This window comes from Blautia sp. SC05B48 (assembly GCF_005848555.1).
Classification (GTDB): domain Bacteria; phylum Bacillota; class Clostridia; order Lachnospirales; family Lachnospiraceae; genus Blautia_A.
In genome coordinates this window covers 160,468-177,351 of record NZ_CP040518.1, presented here as the reverse complement: position 1 = coordinate 177,351, position 16,884 = coordinate 160,468, and the positions used below count along the sequence as shown (strand labels likewise).

Sequence of the window (16,884 nt, the reverse complement as noted above, 5' to 3'; positions counted from 1 at the left end):
ATGTCAGGAGTAAAGGAAGAATGTGGCGTATTCGGGATTTATGATCTGGATGGAGGGAATATTGCACCATCTATTTATTATGGTCTTACCTCGCTGCAGCACAGGGGACAGGAGTCCTGCGGAATGGCCGTTTCAAGGACGGACGGAGAAAGAGGAAACGTACAGTTCCATAAAAATCTCGGACTGGTAAGCGAAGTTTTGCGAAAAGATGTTGTACATAATATGAATGGTGATATCGGAATCGGGCATGTTCGTTATTCCACAACCGGAGAATCTGTTGCAGAGAATGCACAGCCGCTGGTACTTTCTTATATCAAGGGAAGTCTGGCACTTGCGCACAACGGAAATCTGGTTAATACAGAAGCTTTGAAATGGGAGCTGATCCAGACAGGCGCAATTTTCCATACAACTACCGACTCAGAGGTTATCGCGTTCCATATCGCAAGGGAACGTGTGCATTCTGCCACTGTAGAGGAAGCAGTACATAAAACCGTAGAGAAGATACGCGGAGGATATGCTCTTGTGATCATGAGCCCTCGGAAGCTGATCGGTGCCCGTGATCCTTACGGACTGAAACCCCTCTGTCTTGGAAAAAGAGATAATGCCTATGTCCTTGCATCTGAAAGCTGTGCGCTGACATCTGTAGGGGCGGAATTTATCCGTGATATTGAACCGGGTGAGATCGTCACGATCACCAAGAACGGATTGAAATCCAGCAAACTGACTGAGAAGAAAAAACATGCTCATTGTGTTTTTGAATATATTTATTTTGCAAGACTGGACAGCACCATGGATGGAGTGAAAATCTATGATGCAAGGATCCGTGGAGGAAAATCTCTTGCAAAATCCTATCCGGTAGAAGCGGATCTGGTAACCGGTGTACCGGAATCCGGACTTCCGGCAGCAAAAGGCTATTCTGAGGAATCCGGAATCCCGTTTGGCTTTGCATTCTATAAGAATAGTTATATTGGAAGAACTTTTATCAAGCCTACACAGCAGGAGCGAGAGTCCAGTGTCCATTTGAAGCTGAGCGTTCTGGAATCCGTGGTTAAGGGGAAGAGAATCGTTCTGGTGGATGATTCCATTGTCCGCGGAACTACCATTGCCAATCTGATCCACATGCTGAAAGAAGCAGGAGCAAAAGAAGTCCATGTACGTATCAGCTCCCCGCCATTTTTACATCCCTGTTATTTTGGTACCGATGTGCCGTCCAATGACCAACTGATCGCAGCACAGCACAGCACGGAAGAAATCCGTAAGATGATCGGCGCAGACTCCCTGGGTTATATGCAGATCGATTATCTGGAAGGCATGGCAGGCGGACTTCCGCTGTGCAAAGCATGTTTTGATGGCAATTATCCGATGGAAATACCGGCAGAAATCAAACAGGATTAATAAACTATGTGGAATTAATCTCACAGTAAAAAATAATGGATTGAAAAACAAAAATGTGAAAACTACACAATAAACATATAAAAACCCGGATTTTGTTATGCAAAATCTGGGTTTTTATAGATGGACTCTTAAAAACGATAAAAAACATCAACTTGACAAATCTGACAATATGAGACATAATGTGGGACGACCAGATAAGAAAAGACCGCTGGTCTGGAAAATACAGGAAAATAGCGCGGTCGAAATAAGGCCGGTTTTTTGCCGAGATAAAAGAGAGGATGATATTTATGTCTAAAAAAATTAGATTGAATGCGACAGAGGATGTTAAAGAATTTGTTAAGGCTGCAAGTAAATGTGATTTTGATGTAGATATTTCATATAACAGAATTTTAATTGATGCAAAATCTATTCTTGGAATCCTCAGCATGGATCTGACTAAGGTTCTTACAGTAACCTGTCAGGGAGAGGATTATGAGTTTAACTGCTTCCTTCAGAAATATGCAGTTGCCTGACAGACAGTGCAGAGACAGATAGGATATCATAAAAAGAAAAGGCAGACGTGACTGCAGAGACGGGAGATCAGATGAAAATCCCCGGCAGGCGTCTGCTTTTTTCTTTACAACCATTTCATAGGAAGAAATTCCGCAGACTATATGAAAAATCAGTGTTACTGTTCACTGGTAATATTCCGCGAGGTGTTTTTTGTGAGTGAAGGTCACAGAAAACCCGAGACATACCGCGCGAATTTATGCGATTAGCATAAATTCTGTGCATCGCGAAGCGTGTTGCTGAGAACGGAGTGAACAGTAACAAATCAGTTATTGACAAATAAAAAAAAATAGTTTATAGTAAACCATATTTTATATGAAAGATAACTGACAAAGGCGTCAGGAACGGATACCACAGGGGAGTTCTCACCCCTTGGAACCTGTTCCGGACGCCTTTTTGTTGTGGAACACAAAATGGAGGAGGAAATCGAAGATGGCAGTAAAGTATGTTTTTGTAACGGGTGGAGTTGTTTCCGGTCTGGGAAAAGGAATTACAGCAGCGTCTCTTGGGCGCCTTCTGAAAGCCAGAGGATATCAGGTGACTATGCAGAAATTTGATCCCTACATCAATATCGACCCGGGAACTATGAATCCCATTCAGCATGGAGAGGTTTTTGTAACCGATGACGGTACAGAGACAGATCTTGACCTTGGACATTATGAGCGTTTCATTGATGAAAGCCTTGATAAAAATTCCAATGTGACAACCGGTAAGATTTACTGGTCTGTTCTCCAGAAAGAGCGTCATGGCGATTTCGGCGGTGGTACCGTTCAGGTGATCCCGCATATCACCAACGAGATCAAGAGCCGTTTTTACAGAGCAAAATCCGCAGACGAAGACAGAATTGCGATCATTGAGGTTGGCGGTACAGTCGGTGATATTGAGAGCCAGCCATTCCTTGAATCCATCCGTCAATTCCAGCATGATGTGGGACATGACAATGCGATCCTTATCCATGTAACTCTGATCCCATATCTTCGTGCTTCCGGAGAGATGAAGACCAAACCCACCCAGGCCAGTGTAAAAGAACTTCAGGGAATGGGGATCCAGCCGGATGTTCTGGTATGCAGAAGTGAGTATCCTCTTACCGAGGATATCCGTGGAAAGATTGCCCTGTTCTGTAATGTGCCTGTAAGCAATGTGCTTCAGAACCTGGATGTGGAATATTTATATGAAGCTCCTCTTGCAATGGAGAGAGAAAAGCTTGCAGACGTAGTACTGCAGAGCTTAAGACTGGAGAATCGCAAACCGGATCTTACAGACTGGGAAAATATGGTAGAAAATCTCCGCCATCCGGATAAAACTGTGAAGATTGCCATGGTTGGTAAATATACACAGCTTCATGATGCATACCTGAGTGTTGTGGAAGCACTGAAGCATGGCGGGATCTCTTGCCGTGCAAAGGTTGATATCACCTGGGTGGACTCCGAAGAACTCAATGAAAAAAATCTGGATCAGACTCTCCATTCTGTAGATGGAATCCTGGTTCCGGGGGGATTCGGAAATCGTGGTACAGAAGGAATGATCCTTGCGGCACAGTATGCAAGAGTTCATAAGATCCCATACCTCGGGATCTGCCTGGGAATGCAGATGGCTATTGTGGAATTTGCCCGCCATGTGCTTGGATATGAAGATGCCAACAGTATTGAGCTGGCACCGGAAACAACACATCCGGTCATTGCCCTGATGCCGGATCAGGAGGATGTGGAAGATCTTGGAGGAACCCTTCGTCTTGGAAGCTATCCGTGTGTGCTTGCAGAAGGCTCCAGATCCTATGAGCTTTTTGGAAAGAAAGAGATCCAGGAACGTCACAGACATCGTTATGAGGTAAACAACGCATTCCGTAAGGAACTGGACGAAAAGGGAATGTCCATTGTAGGAACATCCCCGGATGCTCACATTGTTGAGATGATCGAAATTGCCGGACATCCGTTCTTTGTGGGAACACAGGGACATCCGGAATTTAAATCCAGACCAAACCATGCACATCCGCTGTTCCGTGGATTTGTGCAGGCGGCAGTTGATAAAAAGACGGCAGAAGAAGCTGCAATGAAAGGATGAGAAAAATGAGAGAAGTAGTAAATCGGCAGCAGGGCCTCTACCGCCCTGAATTTGAACATGATAACTGCGGTATCGGAGCCGTTGTTAATATAAAAGGAAAGAAAACACATGATACAGTTGCCAATGCTCTTAAGATCGTAGAGAATCTTGAGCATCGTGCTGGTAAGGATGCAGAAGGAAAAACCGGTGATGGTGTCGGTATCCTTCTTCAGATCTCCCACAAATTTTTTAAGAAGGTCTGTAAAAAAGAAGGCTTTGATATCGGCGGAGAGAGAGAATACGGTGTAGCCCAGCTCTTTTTCCCGCAGCAGGAGATCAAACGTGCCCAGGCAAAGAAGATGTTCGAGATCATCGTGGAAAAAGAGGGTCTGGAACTTCTGGGATGGCGTACAGTGCCGGTTTTCCCGGAGGTTCTCGGTCATAAAGCGAAAGAGTGCATGCCGTGCATCATGCAGGCATTTGTTAAAAAGCCGGAGGATGTGGAAAAAGGTCTTGCTTTTGACCGTATGCTTTACATCGCACGTCGTGAATTTGAACAGAGTAATGATAATACTTACGTGGTTTCCATGAACAGCCGTACCATCGTATACAAAGGTATGTTCCTAGTAGGACAGCTCCGTACCTTCTTTGGCGATCTTCAGAGCCAGGATTACGAGTCTGCCATTGCAGTGGTACATTCCCGTTTCAGTACCAACACGAATCCAAGCTGGGAGAGAGCACATCCGAACCGTTTCATCGTACATAACGGTGAGATCAACACGATCCGCGGAAACGCCGATAAGATGCTTGCCCGTGAGGAAAATATGGAGTCTCCGTATCTGAAGGATGAGCTTCACAAGGTCCTTCCTGTAGTTAACCGCAATGGTTCTGACTCCGCAATGCTTGACAATACCCTGGAATTCCTGGTTATGAGTGGAATGGATCTTCCACTTGCAGTGATGATCACAATTCCGGAGCCGTGGGCAAACAACGATACGATCTCTCAGGAGAAGAGAGATTTTTATCAGTACTATGCGACCATGATGGAGCCATGGGACGGCCCTGCGTCCATTCTGTTCTCAGATGGTGATGTGATGGGAGCAGTTCTTGACAGAAACGGTCTTCGTCCATCCAGATACTATATCACATCTGATGGCTATATGATCCTTTCCTCCGAGGTTGGTGTTCTTCCTGTGGATGAGGAGAAGGTCGTATTAAAAGAACGTCTTCATCCGGGAAAAATGCTCCTGGTTGATACCGTTCAGGGTCGTGTCATCGATGACAATGAGCTCAAAGAAAAATATGCGAAAAAACAGCCTTATGGTGAGTGGCTGGACAGCAATCTGGTACAGCTTCGTGATATCAAGATCCCGAATCAAAGAGTTGTCGAATACACTCCGGAAGAGAGAGCACGCCTTCAGAAAGCTTTCGGATATACTTATGAGCAGTACCGTACTTCAATCCGAAACATGGCATTAAACGGCTCAGAAAGCATCGGAGCCATGGGACATGATACTCCCCTTGCAGTATTTTCCAAGGAACATTATCCGCTGTTCGATTACTTCAAGCAGCTTTTTGCCCAGGTAACAAACCCGCCGATCGATGCGATCCGTGAAGAAATCGTTACTTCTACAAGTGTATATGCAGGTAAAGACGGAAATCTCCTGATCCAGAAGCCGGAGAACTGTCAGGTGCTGAAGATCAACAACCCGATCCTGACCAACACCGATATGCTAAAGATCAAGAATATGAAAAAGGACGGCTTCAAGGTTGTGACCATTTCTACCTTATATTATAAGAGCACAAAGCTCGAACGTGCCATTGACCGTCTGTTCGTAGAGGTAGACAAAGCCTTCCGTGAGGGAGCAAACATCCTGGTTCTTTCTGACCGCGGCGTGGATGAGAACCATATGCCGATCCCGTCCCTGCTGGCGGTTTCCGCAGTACATCAGCATCTTGTAAAAACAAAGAAGAGCACTTCCCTTGCCCTGATCCTGGAGTCCGGTGAGCCAAGAGAAGTTCATCATTTCGCAACACTTCTCGGATATGGTGCAAGCGCAGTCAATCCGTATCTGGCACTGGATACTATCCATGAGCTGATCGATACACATATGCTGGATAAGGACTATTACGCAGCCGTTGATGATTACAATCATGCGGTGATCAGCGGTATCGTAAAGATCGCTTCCAAGATGGGTATTTCCACTATCCAGTCCTATCAGGGATCTCAGATCTTTGAGGCGATCGGAATTTCCCAGGATGTGATCGATCGTTACTTTACAGGAACTGTAAGCCGCGTAGGCGGAATCACACTGGAAGATATCGAGGATAATGTAGAAAAACTTCATTCTGAGGCATTTGATCCCCTTGGACTTGCCACAGATCTTACACTGGACAGCGTAGGTGCCCATAAGATGAGAAGCCAGGGTGAGGAGCACAAATATAACCCGCGTACCATTCATCTTCTCCAGCAGTCCACAAAACAGGGCAGCTATGAGATGTTCAAGGAATATACAAAGCTGGTAGATGACGAGGGACATGGAAACTTAAGAGGTCTTCTGGACTTCAAGTTTGCCAAGGAGCCTATTCCGATCGACCAGGTTGAGAGTGTTGAGGACATTGTAAAACGATTTAAGACAGGTGCCATGTCCTACGGTTCTATTTCCCAGGAAGCACATGAGACACTGGCTATTGCCATGAACCATCTCCATGGAAAATCCAATACCGGTGAGGGTGGTGAAAGCGATGAGCGTCTGGATTCTGCAGGAACAGACAATGACCGGTGCTCAGCGATCAAACAGGTAGCCAGCGGACGTTTCGGCGTTACCAGCCGTTATCTGGTTTCCGCAAGAGAGATCCAGATCAAGATGGCACAGGGTGCAAAGCCGGGTGAGGGCGGACATCTTCCTGCAAAGAAGGTATATCCGTGGATCGCAAAAACCCGTCATTCCACACCAGGAGTCAGTCTGATCTCTCCGCCGCCACATCATGATATATACTCTATCGAGGATCTGGCAGAGCTGATCTATGACCTGAAAAACGCCAATAAATATGCGGATATTTCCGTAAAGCTGGTTTCTGAGGCGGGCGTTGGTACGGTTGCAGCCGGTGTTGCAAAGGCCGGAGCACAGACTGTTCTGATCTCCGGATATGACGGAGGTACAGGAGCAGCGCCAAGAAGCTCTATCCATAATGCAGGACTTCCATGGGAGCTTGGACTTGCAGAAACACATCAGACGCTGATCATGAACGGACTTCGTAACCGTGTACGTATCGAGACAGACGGTAAGCTGATGAGCGGCCGTGACGTTGCCATTGCAGCACTTCTCGGTGCAGAGGAATTCGGCTTTGCAACAGCGCCGCTTGTAACGATGGGCTGTGTGATGATGAGAGTCTGCAATCTGGATACCTGCCCGGTAGGTGTGGCTACACAGAACCCGGAGCTTCGTAAGAGATTCCGCGGAAAACCGGAGTATGTGGAGAACTTCATGCGCTTTATCGCACAGGAGCTGAGAGAGTACATGGCACGTCTTGGTATTGCCACCATTGATGAGATGGTAGGTCGTACAGACCTTCTTACAGTTTCTGACAGTGTGCAGGAGCCGCATAAGGGTAAGGTTGACTTAAGTGCCATCCTGAATAACCCATATGCAGGAAAGGGCAAAGTAACCTTTGATCCGAAGGCTGTATACAATTTCAATCTTGAGAAAACTCTGGATGAAAAAGTTCTGGTCAGGAAATGTGCACCGGCGATCCAGAAGGGTGAGAAAGTTTCTGTTGATGTAAACGTTACCAATACAGACCGTGCATTTGGTACCATCCTCGGATCTGAGATCACAAGAAATCATAAGAATGGACTTCCGGAGGATACGGTAACTGTAAACTGTACAGGTGCAGGCGGACAGAGCTTCGGTGCCTTTATCCCGAAAGGACTGACATTGAAACTGACCGGTGACAGCAACGACTACTTCGGAAAAGGCCTTTCCGGTGGAAAGCTGATCGTTAAGGTTCCGGAGAAGGCCGGATACAAGGCTGAAGAGAACATCATCGTCGGAAACGTGGCACTCTATGGTGCGACCAGCGGAACTGCATTTATCAACGGTGTTGCCGGTGAGCGTTTTGCAGTACGTAACTCCGGTGCGGTTGCAGTTGTTGAGGGTGTTGGCGAGCATGGCTGCGAGTACATGACAGGCGGCCGTGTGGTAGTTCTTGGAAAAACAGGAAAGAACTTTGCAGCAGGTATGAGCGGCGGTATCGCTTATGTCCTTGATGTGGATAACGTTCTTTACAAGAACCTCAATAAAGCAATGATCTCCATTGAAAAAGTGGATAATAAATATGATAAAAAAGAGCTTCGTGATCTTATCGAGGCTCATGTGGAAGCAACAGGCTCTGAGATCGGTAAGAAGGTGCTGGCTGATTTTGATTCCTATCTGCCTCACTTCAAAAAACTCATTCCGGATGAGTACAAGAGAATGATCACATTAAGTGCAAAGCTGGAAGAAAAAGGTCTGACCAGCCAGCAGGCACAGATGGAAGCGTTCTATGAGAGCATCGGCGTGAAACATTAAGGAGGATGAGGAAATGGGAAAGCCAACTGGATTTTTAGATTATAAAAGAGAAACGGCAAAGGTTTTGCCGCCAAAGGAACGTATTCAGAATTTCAACGAATTTCGTATTCCGTTAAATAAAGAAAAACAGAAACTTCAGGGAGCACGCTGCATGGCCTGCGGCGTTCCCTTCTGTCAGGCAGGTATGATGATCGGCGGAATGGCTTCCGGCTGTCCGCTTCACAACCTGGTTCCGGAGACCAACGATCTTGTATACACAGGAAACTGGAAACAGGCATTCCTTCGTCTGAACAAGACGCACAGTTTTCCGGAGTTCACATCCAGAGTGTGTCCGGCGCTCTGTGAGGCGGCATGTACCTGCAACCTGAACGGAGATCCGGTCAGCACAAAGGAGAATGAGAAAGCGATCATTGAGACAGCCTATGCAGAAGGATGGGTAAAACCGCAGATCCCGCCTGTCCGCACAGGAAAGACGATCGCAGTCATCGGAAGTGGTCCTTCCGGACTGGCAGCAGCACAGCAGCTGAACCGCCGTGGCCACAGCGTAACCGTATTTGAGAGAAACGACCGTATCGGAGGACTTCTCCGCTACGGCATTCCGAACATGAAGCTGGAGAAAAAGGTCATTGACCGCAGACTGAAGCTGATGGAAGAGGAAGGCGTGAAATTTGTTACCAATATCAATGTTGGTGTTGACATCACTGCAGAACAGCTTTTGAAGGATTATGACCGTGTCCTTCTCTGCTGTGGAGCTTCTCATCCGAGAGATATCAAGGTTCCGGGAAGAGATGCTAAGGGAATTTACTTTGCAGTGGATTTCCTGAAGCAGGTAACAAAAAGTCTTCTGGATACAGATTTTGCAAAATTCCCATATGAGCTTGCAAAGGGCAAAAATGTTCTGGTCATCGGCGGTGGTGATACCGGTAATGACTGTGTGGGAACATCCATCCGTCTGGGGGCGAAATCTGTAGCACAGCTTGAGATGATGCCGCAGCCTCCTGCAGCAAGAACTCCTTCCAATCCATGGCCGGAGTGGCCGAAGGTCCTGAAAACCGATTACGGCCAGGAAGAGGCTATTGCAGTATTCGGCCATGATCCTCGGATCTATCAGACAACCGTTACCGAGTTTATCAAGGACAAAAAAGGAAATGTCTGCAAGGCCAAGATCGTAAAACTGAAAAGCGTAAAGGATGAAAAGACCGGAAGATTCAATATGGTACCGGTTGAGGGCAGTGAGGAAGTGATCCCTGCAGATGTGGTTCTTATTGCGGCAGGCTTCCTTGGCAGCGAGAAATATGTGACAGATGCTTTCCGTGTAGCGCTTACACCAAGAACCAATGTGGAAACAAAACCGGAGCAGTATGCAACAAGCGTAGATCGTGTGTTCACAGCAGGTGATATGCATCGTGGACAGTCCCTTGTCGTATGGGCGATCCATGAAGGACGTGAGGCTGCGAAAGCAGTGGATGAATCACTGATGAGCTATTCATATTTACAGTAAAATAACAGATACCAGGGGCAAAAGATCAAAAAAACTGTTCGTGTTTCCGCGATAAAGCTTTTGAACTTTTGCCCCTTTTAAAAAATGGTTGACAAAGAATTGACCGATTGCTATAATTACGTCCATGAACAAGGGTGTTCTTCAGGAGCGGAAGCTCTCTGAAGTGCACCCTTTTTCTGATTTTGAGGGTAATTATTTTGTGTGATGAGGAAATAAAGGAGAGAATACTATGGGGAATTATACCAGAGAAGAGATTCTTGCAATGGCAGAGGAGGAAGACGTAGAGTTCATCCGCCTCCAGTTTACAGATATGTTTGGAACTCTGAAAAATATTGCGATCACAGCAAGAGAGCTTCCAAGAGCCCTGGATAACCAGTGCGTTGTATATGGCTCTCATATTGCGGGCATTGTGGGAGAAAAGGAGCCGGATCTGATCCTGTATCCGGATTATAATACTTTTTCAATTCTTCCATGGCGTCCTCAGCAGGGAAAGGTTGCAAGACTGATCTGTGATATGCGCCGTGCAGACGGATCAGAGCATGAGATGAGCTCCAGATATATTCTGAAAAAAACAGCGCAGGCAGCAGAGGAGGCAGGGTATACCTGTTATGTTGACCCGGAATGCGAGTTTTTCCTGTTTCATATTGATGATAACGGAATGCCTACAACGGTTTCTCACGAAAAGGCCGGATATCTGGATGTAAGTCCGGTGGACTTAGGCGAAAATGCAAGACGTGACATGGTACTGACTCTTGAGGATATGGGATTTGAGGTGGAATCCTCTCATCATGAGACAGCACCTGCACAGCATGAGATCGCCCTTCATTACGGGGAAGCACGTGAGATGGCAGACGAAGTTATAACCTTTAAGATGGCAGTAAGAACTGTAGCCAAACGTCATGGACTTCATGCGACATTTATGCCGAAGCCAAGACGGGAAGTAAACGGTTCAGCCATGCATATCCATTTTTCACTGTTTAAAAATGGAAAAAATATTTTCGTGGATCCGGAGGATCCGTCCAGATTAAGTGAAGAGGCATACTATTTTATCGGAGGTCTTCTGGCTCACAGCCGTGAGATGACTCTGATCACCAATCCGCTTGTAAATTCTTATAAGCGTCTTGTACCTGGATTTGATGCGCCTACAGAGCTGACCTGGACGAGAAATAACCAGAATTCACTGGTAAGGATCCCGAGAGTCAATGGTGCTGATACCAGGATCGAGCTTCGAAGCCCGGATGCTGCATCCAACCCATACCTTGTTTTTGCGGTATGCCTGGCAGCGGGCCTGGATGGAATCCAGAAGAAGATCTATCCTACAAAAGCTTCTAACCGTTCTCTTTCCGAGTCGGATCAGAAGGAACAGGGTATCGAGAATTTACCGGAGAACCTGCGGGAAGCGATCACACTGTTTGAGGACAGCAGCTGGATGAAGGAAATCCTTGGAGAAGCTTTCTGCAAACAGTATGCGCAGGCAAAGAGAAAAGAGTGGCTGCGTTATTCCCAGGAGATTTCCGACTGGGAGATCGAGGAGTATCTGTATCGGATCTGATGAACGAGGCATAATGGGACGAAAGAGAGTGGCGGCTTATGAACACGAGTATCGTGATTGCATTACCGAAAATAGAAGATGCAAAAAAGATCCGCACAGTCCTTAACCGATATGGATTCACGGTGGCGGCAGTATGCAATTCAGGTGCCAATGCCCTTGCCAGTATCTCGGAGCTTGATGGCGGCGTTCTGCTTTGCGGTTATCATCTTCAGGATATGTACTACCGTGATCTTCTGGACTATATGCCGGATTATTTTGAAATGCTGCTTATGGCCTCCCGGGGAGTGATCAGTGAGGCGCCAACATCCGTTTTATGTGTGGGAATGCCTCTGAAAGTCGGAGATCTGGTAAATACGGTAAGCATGATGCTTTCCCAGATCGAAAGGCGTTGGAAAAAAGATAAGAAAAAGCCGAAGCAGCGTTCATGGAAAGAACAGAATTATATTTCAAATGCAAAGATGCTTCTAATGGAAAGAAATCACCTGAGCGAGGATGACGCATATCGCTATATCCAGAAATGTAGTATGGATTCCGGGACCAATATGGTTGAGACGGCCCAGATGGTTCTGATGCTTTTATATGATTCTGTGTAAAAAAAACAGGGCGGACAGAAATGATCTGCTCTGAATGCCTGATATCACACCGGATCGGGAAAAATTCCGCAGGGGATTTCCTGATTCGGTGAAACTACTTTGAATTGGAGGATGAGGGAATGGAATTTATGGATGGAATCTGTAAGACTAGAGAATGTGCCTGGGACGTGCTTCTTTCTGAAAGCATGAAAGACCAGGAAGCGACAGTGGAAGGAGCAATACACAGCATCCGTAATATGGGTGATGTGGCATTTGTGATACTTCGAAAAAAAGAGGGACTTTTTCAGACAGTATATGAGAACGACAAAACAAATGTTTCCATTCATAATCTGAAAGAGGCAATGTGTGTGCGCCTCACAGGAACTCTTCATGAGGAAGAAAGAGCGCCTCACGGAAGAGAACTCCGCATCAGCCATGTGGAGATCCTTTCCTCACCTGCAGAGCCTCTTCCACTGGCCATCGACAAATGGAAGCTGAACACTTCACTGGAGGCAAAGCTGAATTATCGTCCTATCGCCCTGCGTAATGTGCAGGAGCGTGCAAAATTCAAGATCCAGGAGGCTCTGGTGCGGGCATTTCGTGATTACCTCTATGAGAAGGGGTTCACCGAGATCCACACACCGAAGATCGGAGCCAGAGGTGCAGAGGGTGGTGCAAACCTGTTCAAGCTGAGTTATTTCCATAAACCGGCAGTTCTGGCACAGAGCCCGCAGTTTTATAAACAGATGATGGTAGGTGTTTTTGACCGTGTATTTGAGACCGGCCCTGTATTCCGTGCAGAGAAGCATAACACAAAACGTCATCTGAACGAATATACAAGCCTTGATTTTGAGATGGGCTATATCAACGGATTTGAGGATATCATGGAGATGGAAACCGGATTTCTCCAGTATGCGGTAGAGCTTCTTAAGAAAGACTACGCTCATGAGCTTTCCATTCTGAAGGTGGAGCTTCCGAAGGTGGACAAGATCCCGGCAGTACGTTTTGACAAGGCCAAAGAGCTGGTAGCTGAAAAATATAATCGTAAGATCCGCAACCCATATGATCTGGAGCCGGAGGAAGAAGCGCTGATCGGAAGATATTTCAAAGAAGAATATGATGCTGATTTTGTTTTTGTCACACATTATCCGTCTAAGAAGCGTCCGTTCTACGCAATGGATGATCCGTCAGATGAGAAATTTACATTAAGCTTTGACCTTCTGTTCAAGGGACTTGAGGTAACTACAGGCGGACAGCGTATCCATGATTATCAGATGCTGAAGGATAAGATCGCAGCCCGTGGTATGGATGAAGAGGGTATGGAGCAGTACCTGGATACCTTCAAGCATGGAATGCCGCCTCACGGAGGACTTGGAATCGGACTGGAACGTCTTACCATGCAGATCCTCGGAGAAGAAAACGTTCGTGAGACCTGTCTGTTCCCACGTGATATGAACAGACTTGAGCCGTAATAAGGAGAAAAAAGATGGCAAAGATAATCGATGATGAAACAATGGAAAATGTCTGCATCCTTGCAAAGCTTTCTCTGACAGAGGATGAAAAGGAAAAAGCAAAAGAGGACATGCAGAAGATGCTGGACTATGTAGACAAGCTGGATGAGCTTGACACCTCTTCCGTAGAGCCCATGTCCCATATTTTTGAGGACGAAAACGTATTCCGTGAGGATGTTGTGACAAACGGAGATAATCATGAGGCAATGCTTGCCAATGCACCGAAGAAGAAAGAAAACCAGTATCAGGTTCCGAAAACAATTGGATAAGACAGGAGACAGGACATGGATTTGGGAAAATTAACCGCATTACAGCTTGCGGAAAAGATCAAGCAGCATCAGATAAGCGTCCTGGACGGTGTGAAATACGTATTTGATCAGATCGAAGCAAAAGAGGACAAGGTCCACGCTTATCTTGATACTTACAAAAAAGAAGCCTATGCAAGAGCAAAAGAGGTACAGAAGGGCATTGAGGATGGAACCTATACAGGACCTCTTGCCGGTGTACCTATTGCAATTAAGGATAATATCTGCATCAAGGGAAAAACAACTACCTGTGCATCAAAGATCCTTGAGAATTTTGTGCCGCAGTACAATGCCGAGGTTATTGACCGTCTGGAACAGGCAGGTCTTGTGATCATCGGAAAGACAAATATGGATGAGTTCGCCATGGGAAGTACCACAGAAACATCCGCTTACGGCGTCACCAGAAACCCGTGGGATCTGGAGCATGTTCCGGGCGGCTCCTCCGGCGGCTCCTGTGCGGCAGTGGCAGCAGGGGAAACTTACCTGGCACTTGGCTCCGATACCGGCGGTTCCATCCGTCAGCCAAGTTCCTACTGCGGTGTTACCGGAATCAAACCGACCTACGGAACAGTATCCCGTTACGGACTGGTTGCCTACGCATCCTCCCTGGATCAGATCGGACCGGTAGGAAAGGATGTTGCAGACTGTGCGGCACTTCTTGAGATCATTGCCGGACACGATGCCAAGGACAGCACCTCCATGAAGAGAGAGGATCTTGACTTCTCCGCTTCTATGACAGATAAGATCGTGGGAATGAAATTCGGCGTGCCGAAGGAATATCTCTCAGAGGGACTGAACCCGGAGGTAAAAGAGGCCTTTATGAATACGCTGAAGAGCCTTACCGAGATGGGCGCAGTGGTAGAATTTTTCTCCATGAAGACAACAGAATATATGATCCCTGCCTACTACATCATTGCCAGCGCAGAGGCCAGCTCCAATCTGGAGCGCTTTGACGGTGTGAAGTACGGCTTCCGTGCAAAAGAGTACGAGGGACTTCATGATATGTACAAGAAGACAAGGACTGAAGGTTTCGGCGAGGAGGTAAAGCGCCGTATCATGCTTGGCTCCTTTGTGTTAAGCTCCGGTTACTACGATGCTTACTATCTGAAAGCACTTCGCACAAAAGCCCTTATCAAAAAGGAATTTGATCAGGCCTTTTCCAAATATGACGTTCTTCTTGCCCCGGCATCACCCTTTACGGCGCCGAAGCTGGGAGAGAGCCTGAAAGATCCTCTTGCCATGTATCTTGGCGATATTTATACGGTAGCAGTAAACCTGTGCGGACTTCCCGGAATCACCGTTCCATGCGGAAAAGACGTAGCAGGCCTTCCGATCGGGATCCAGATGATCGGTGACTGCTTCAAAGAAAACAACCTGTTCCGCGCAGCACACGCCTATGAGAAAAAACGCGGTGATTTCGGAACAGCAATGGAAGGGGGAGAAAAGGCATGAAACAGTATGAGACAGTCATAGGACTTGAGGTGCATGTGGAGCTTGCCACAAAAACAAAGATCTTCTGCGGATGCTCCACAGAATTCGGAGGCGCACCAAATACACATACCTGCCCGGTCTGCACCGGTATGCCGGGCTCTCTTCCGGTCCTCAACAAAAAAGTGGTAGAGTTTGCCATCAAGGCAGGTCTTGCGGCAAACTGTCATATCCATCAGTACTGTAAGTTTGACCGTAAGAACTATTTTTACCCGGATAACCCCCAGAACTACCAGATCTCTCAGCTGTATCTGCCGATCTGCTATGACGGAGCTGTTGAGATCGAGACTTCCGCAGGCAAAAAGACCGTACGTATCCATGAGATGCATATGGAGGAGGATGCTGGTAAGCTGATCCATGATGAGTGGGAGGACTGCTCCCTGGTTGACTACAACCGAAGCGGTGTACCGCTGATCGAGATCGTATCCGAGCCGGATATGAGAAGCTCCGAGGAGGTTATCGCATATCTGGAAAAGCTCCGCTGCACCATGCAGTATCTTGGAGTTTCTGACTGTAAGCTCCAGGAGGGCTCCATGCGTGCCGATGTCAACCTTTCCGTCCGTGAGGTGGGAAGTGAGACCTTCGGAACAAGAACAGAGATGAAGAACCTGAACTCCTTTAAGGCCATTGCGAGAGCAATCGAAGGAGAGAGAGAACGTCAGATCGAGCTTCTGGAAGAAGGCAGAGCCGTTGTCCAGGAGACAAGAAGATGGGATGACAACAAAGAGTCTTCTCACGCCATGCGTTCCAAAGAGGATGCCAAAGATTACCGTTACTTCCCGGACCCGGATCTTCCGCCGATCCATATTTCCGATGCATGGATCGAAGAGCTGCGTACTTCCATTCCGGAGCTTCGTGAAGCCAAGATGGAGCGTTATCAGAAGGAGTATGAGCTTCCGGCTTATGATGCAGGGATCCTGACCGAATCCAGACATCTGGCAGGACTTTTTGAGGAGACAGCAGTTCTTCTCGGAAACCCGAAAAAGGTGGCAAACTGGTTTATGGTGGAGGTTCTCCGCCTGACAAAGGACAAGGGCCTTGATCCGGAAAGGGTAAGCTTTACCCCGAAGCATCTGGCAGACCTTCTTTCCATGGTGGAGAAAAAAGAGGTCAGCGCACAGAATGCCAAGAAAGTATTTGAAAAAGTGTTTGACGAGGATATTGATCCGGTTGTATATATAGAAGAGAATGGCCTTAAGATCGTAGAAGATACAGGCCTTCTCACCGAAACTGTGAAAAAGATCGTAGATGCAAACCCCGGACCGCTGGCAGAGCTTCTGGGCGGCAAGGATAAGGTTATGGGATTTTTTGTAGGACAGCTGATGAGAGAACTGAAAGGCAAGGCAAATCCTGACAGCGTCAGAAAAGCACTGGCAGAGGAAATTGAGAGAAGGAGATAA

Annotated in this window: 11 protein-coding genes; all 11 read left to right on the top strand. The window is 47.0% G+C overall.

Annotated features, from left to right (window positions below; genetic code table 11):
* Complete coding sequence (gene purF / locus EYS05_RS00745) at positions 1-1,395, top strand: amidophosphoribosyltransferase (protein WP_118513750.1); 1,395 nt, start codon at positions 1-3, stop codon at positions 1,393-1,395.
* Between the two features lie 287 nt (positions 1,396-1,682).
* On the top strand, positions 1,683-1,907 hold the full coding sequence (locus EYS05_RS00740; RefSeq protein WP_138276356.1) for an HPr family phosphocarrier protein: 225 nt from the start codon (positions 1,683-1,685) through the stop codon (positions 1,905-1,907).
* A 469-nt stretch (positions 1,908-2,376) separates the two neighbouring features.
* Positions 2,377-4,005, top strand: a complete 1,629-nt coding sequence (locus EYS05_RS00735) for a CTP synthase (protein WP_022426745.1) — start codon at positions 2,377-2,379, stop codon at positions 4,003-4,005.
* Positions 4,002-8,555 (top strand): glutamate synthase large subunit, encoded by a 4,554-nt coding sequence (gltB, locus tag EYS05_RS00730; protein ID WP_174235821.1) that lies wholly within the window; start codon positions 4,002-4,004, stop codon positions 8,553-8,555. The genes EYS05_RS00735 and gltB overlap by 4 nt, the downstream gene beginning before the upstream one ends.
* A gap of 13 nt (positions 8,556-8,568) precedes the next feature.
* On the top strand, positions 8,569-10,056 hold the full coding sequence (locus EYS05_RS00725; protein ID WP_138276355.1) for a glutamate synthase subunit beta: 1,488 nt from the start codon (positions 8,569-8,571) through the stop codon (positions 10,054-10,056).
* Positions 10,057-10,285: 229 nt separating this feature from the next.
* Complete coding sequence (gene glnA / locus EYS05_RS00720) at positions 10,286-11,608, top strand: type I glutamate--ammonia ligase (protein ID WP_021651138.1); 1,323 nt, start codon at positions 10,286-10,288, stop codon at positions 11,606-11,608.
* A gap of 38 nt (positions 11,609-11,646) precedes the next feature.
* Positions 11,647-12,201 (top strand): ANTAR domain-containing response regulator, encoded by a 555-nt coding sequence (locus EYS05_RS00715; protein WP_138276354.1) that lies wholly within the window; start codon positions 11,647-11,649, stop codon positions 12,199-12,201.
* Between the two features lie 119 nt (positions 12,202-12,320).
* Positions 12,321-13,652 carry an aspartate--tRNA(Asn) ligase gene (gene aspS, locus EYS05_RS00710; RefSeq protein WP_138276353.1) on the top strand — a complete coding sequence of 444 codons (1,332 nt, stop codon included), beginning with the start codon at positions 12,321-12,323 and terminating at the stop codon, positions 13,650-13,652.
* A gap of 14 nt (positions 13,653-13,666) precedes the next feature.
* Positions 13,667-13,960: an Asp-tRNA(Asn)/Glu-tRNA(Gln) amidotransferase subunit GatC gene (gene gatC / locus EYS05_RS00705; RefSeq protein WP_138276352.1), complete on the top strand. Its 294-nt coding sequence runs from the start codon at positions 13,667-13,669 to the stop codon at positions 13,958-13,960.
* Positions 13,961-13,975: 15 nt separating this feature from the next.
* Positions 13,976-15,448, top strand: coding sequence for an Asp-tRNA(Asn)/Glu-tRNA(Gln) amidotransferase subunit GatA (gene gatA / locus EYS05_RS00700; RefSeq protein ID WP_138276351.1), 1,473 nt, complete (start codon positions 13,976-13,978; stop codon positions 15,446-15,448).
* Positions 15,445-16,884 (top strand): Asp-tRNA(Asn)/Glu-tRNA(Gln) amidotransferase subunit GatB, encoded by a 1,440-nt coding sequence (gene gatB, locus EYS05_RS00695; RefSeq protein WP_092069315.1) that lies wholly within the window; start codon positions 15,445-15,447, stop codon positions 16,882-16,884. The genes gatA and gatB overlap by 4 nt, the downstream gene beginning before the upstream one ends.

Bases quoted from the DNA above. Each gene is read 5' to 3' on its own strand.
- purF (WP_118513750.1), top strand. From the start codon at position 1: ATGTCAGGAGTAAAGGAAGAATGTGGCGTATTCGGGATTTATGATCTG.
- EYS05_RS00740 (WP_138276356.1), top strand. From the start codon at position 1,683: ATGTCTAAAAAAATTAGATTGAATGCGACAGAGGATGTTAAAGAATTT.
- EYS05_RS00735 (WP_022426745.1), top strand. From the start codon at position 2,377: ATGGCAGTAAAGTATGTTTTTGTAACGGGTGGAGTTGTTTCCGGTCTG.
- gltB (WP_174235821.1), top strand. From the start codon at position 4,002: ATGAGAAAAATGAGAGAAGTAGTAAATCGGCAGCAGGGCCTCTACCGC.
- EYS05_RS00725 (WP_138276355.1), top strand. From the start codon at position 8,569: ATGGGAAAGCCAACTGGATTTTTAGATTATAAAAGAGAAACGGCAAAG.
- glnA (WP_021651138.1), top strand. From the start codon at position 10,286: ATGGGGAATTATACCAGAGAAGAGATTCTTGCAATGGCAGAGGAGGAA.
- EYS05_RS00715 (WP_138276354.1), top strand. From the start codon at position 11,647: ATGAACACGAGTATCGTGATTGCATTACCGAAAATAGAAGATGCAAAA.
- aspS (WP_138276353.1), top strand. From the start codon at position 12,321: ATGGAATTTATGGATGGAATCTGTAAGACTAGAGAATGTGCCTGGGAC.
- gatC (WP_138276352.1), top strand. From the start codon at position 13,667: ATGGCAAAGATAATCGATGATGAAACAATGGAAAATGTCTGCATCCTT.
- gatA (WP_138276351.1), top strand. From the start codon at position 13,976: ATGGATTTGGGAAAATTAACCGCATTACAGCTTGCGGAAAAGATCAAG.
- gatB (WP_092069315.1), top strand. From the start codon at position 15,445: ATGAAACAGTATGAGACAGTCATAGGACTTGAGGTGCATGTGGAGCTT.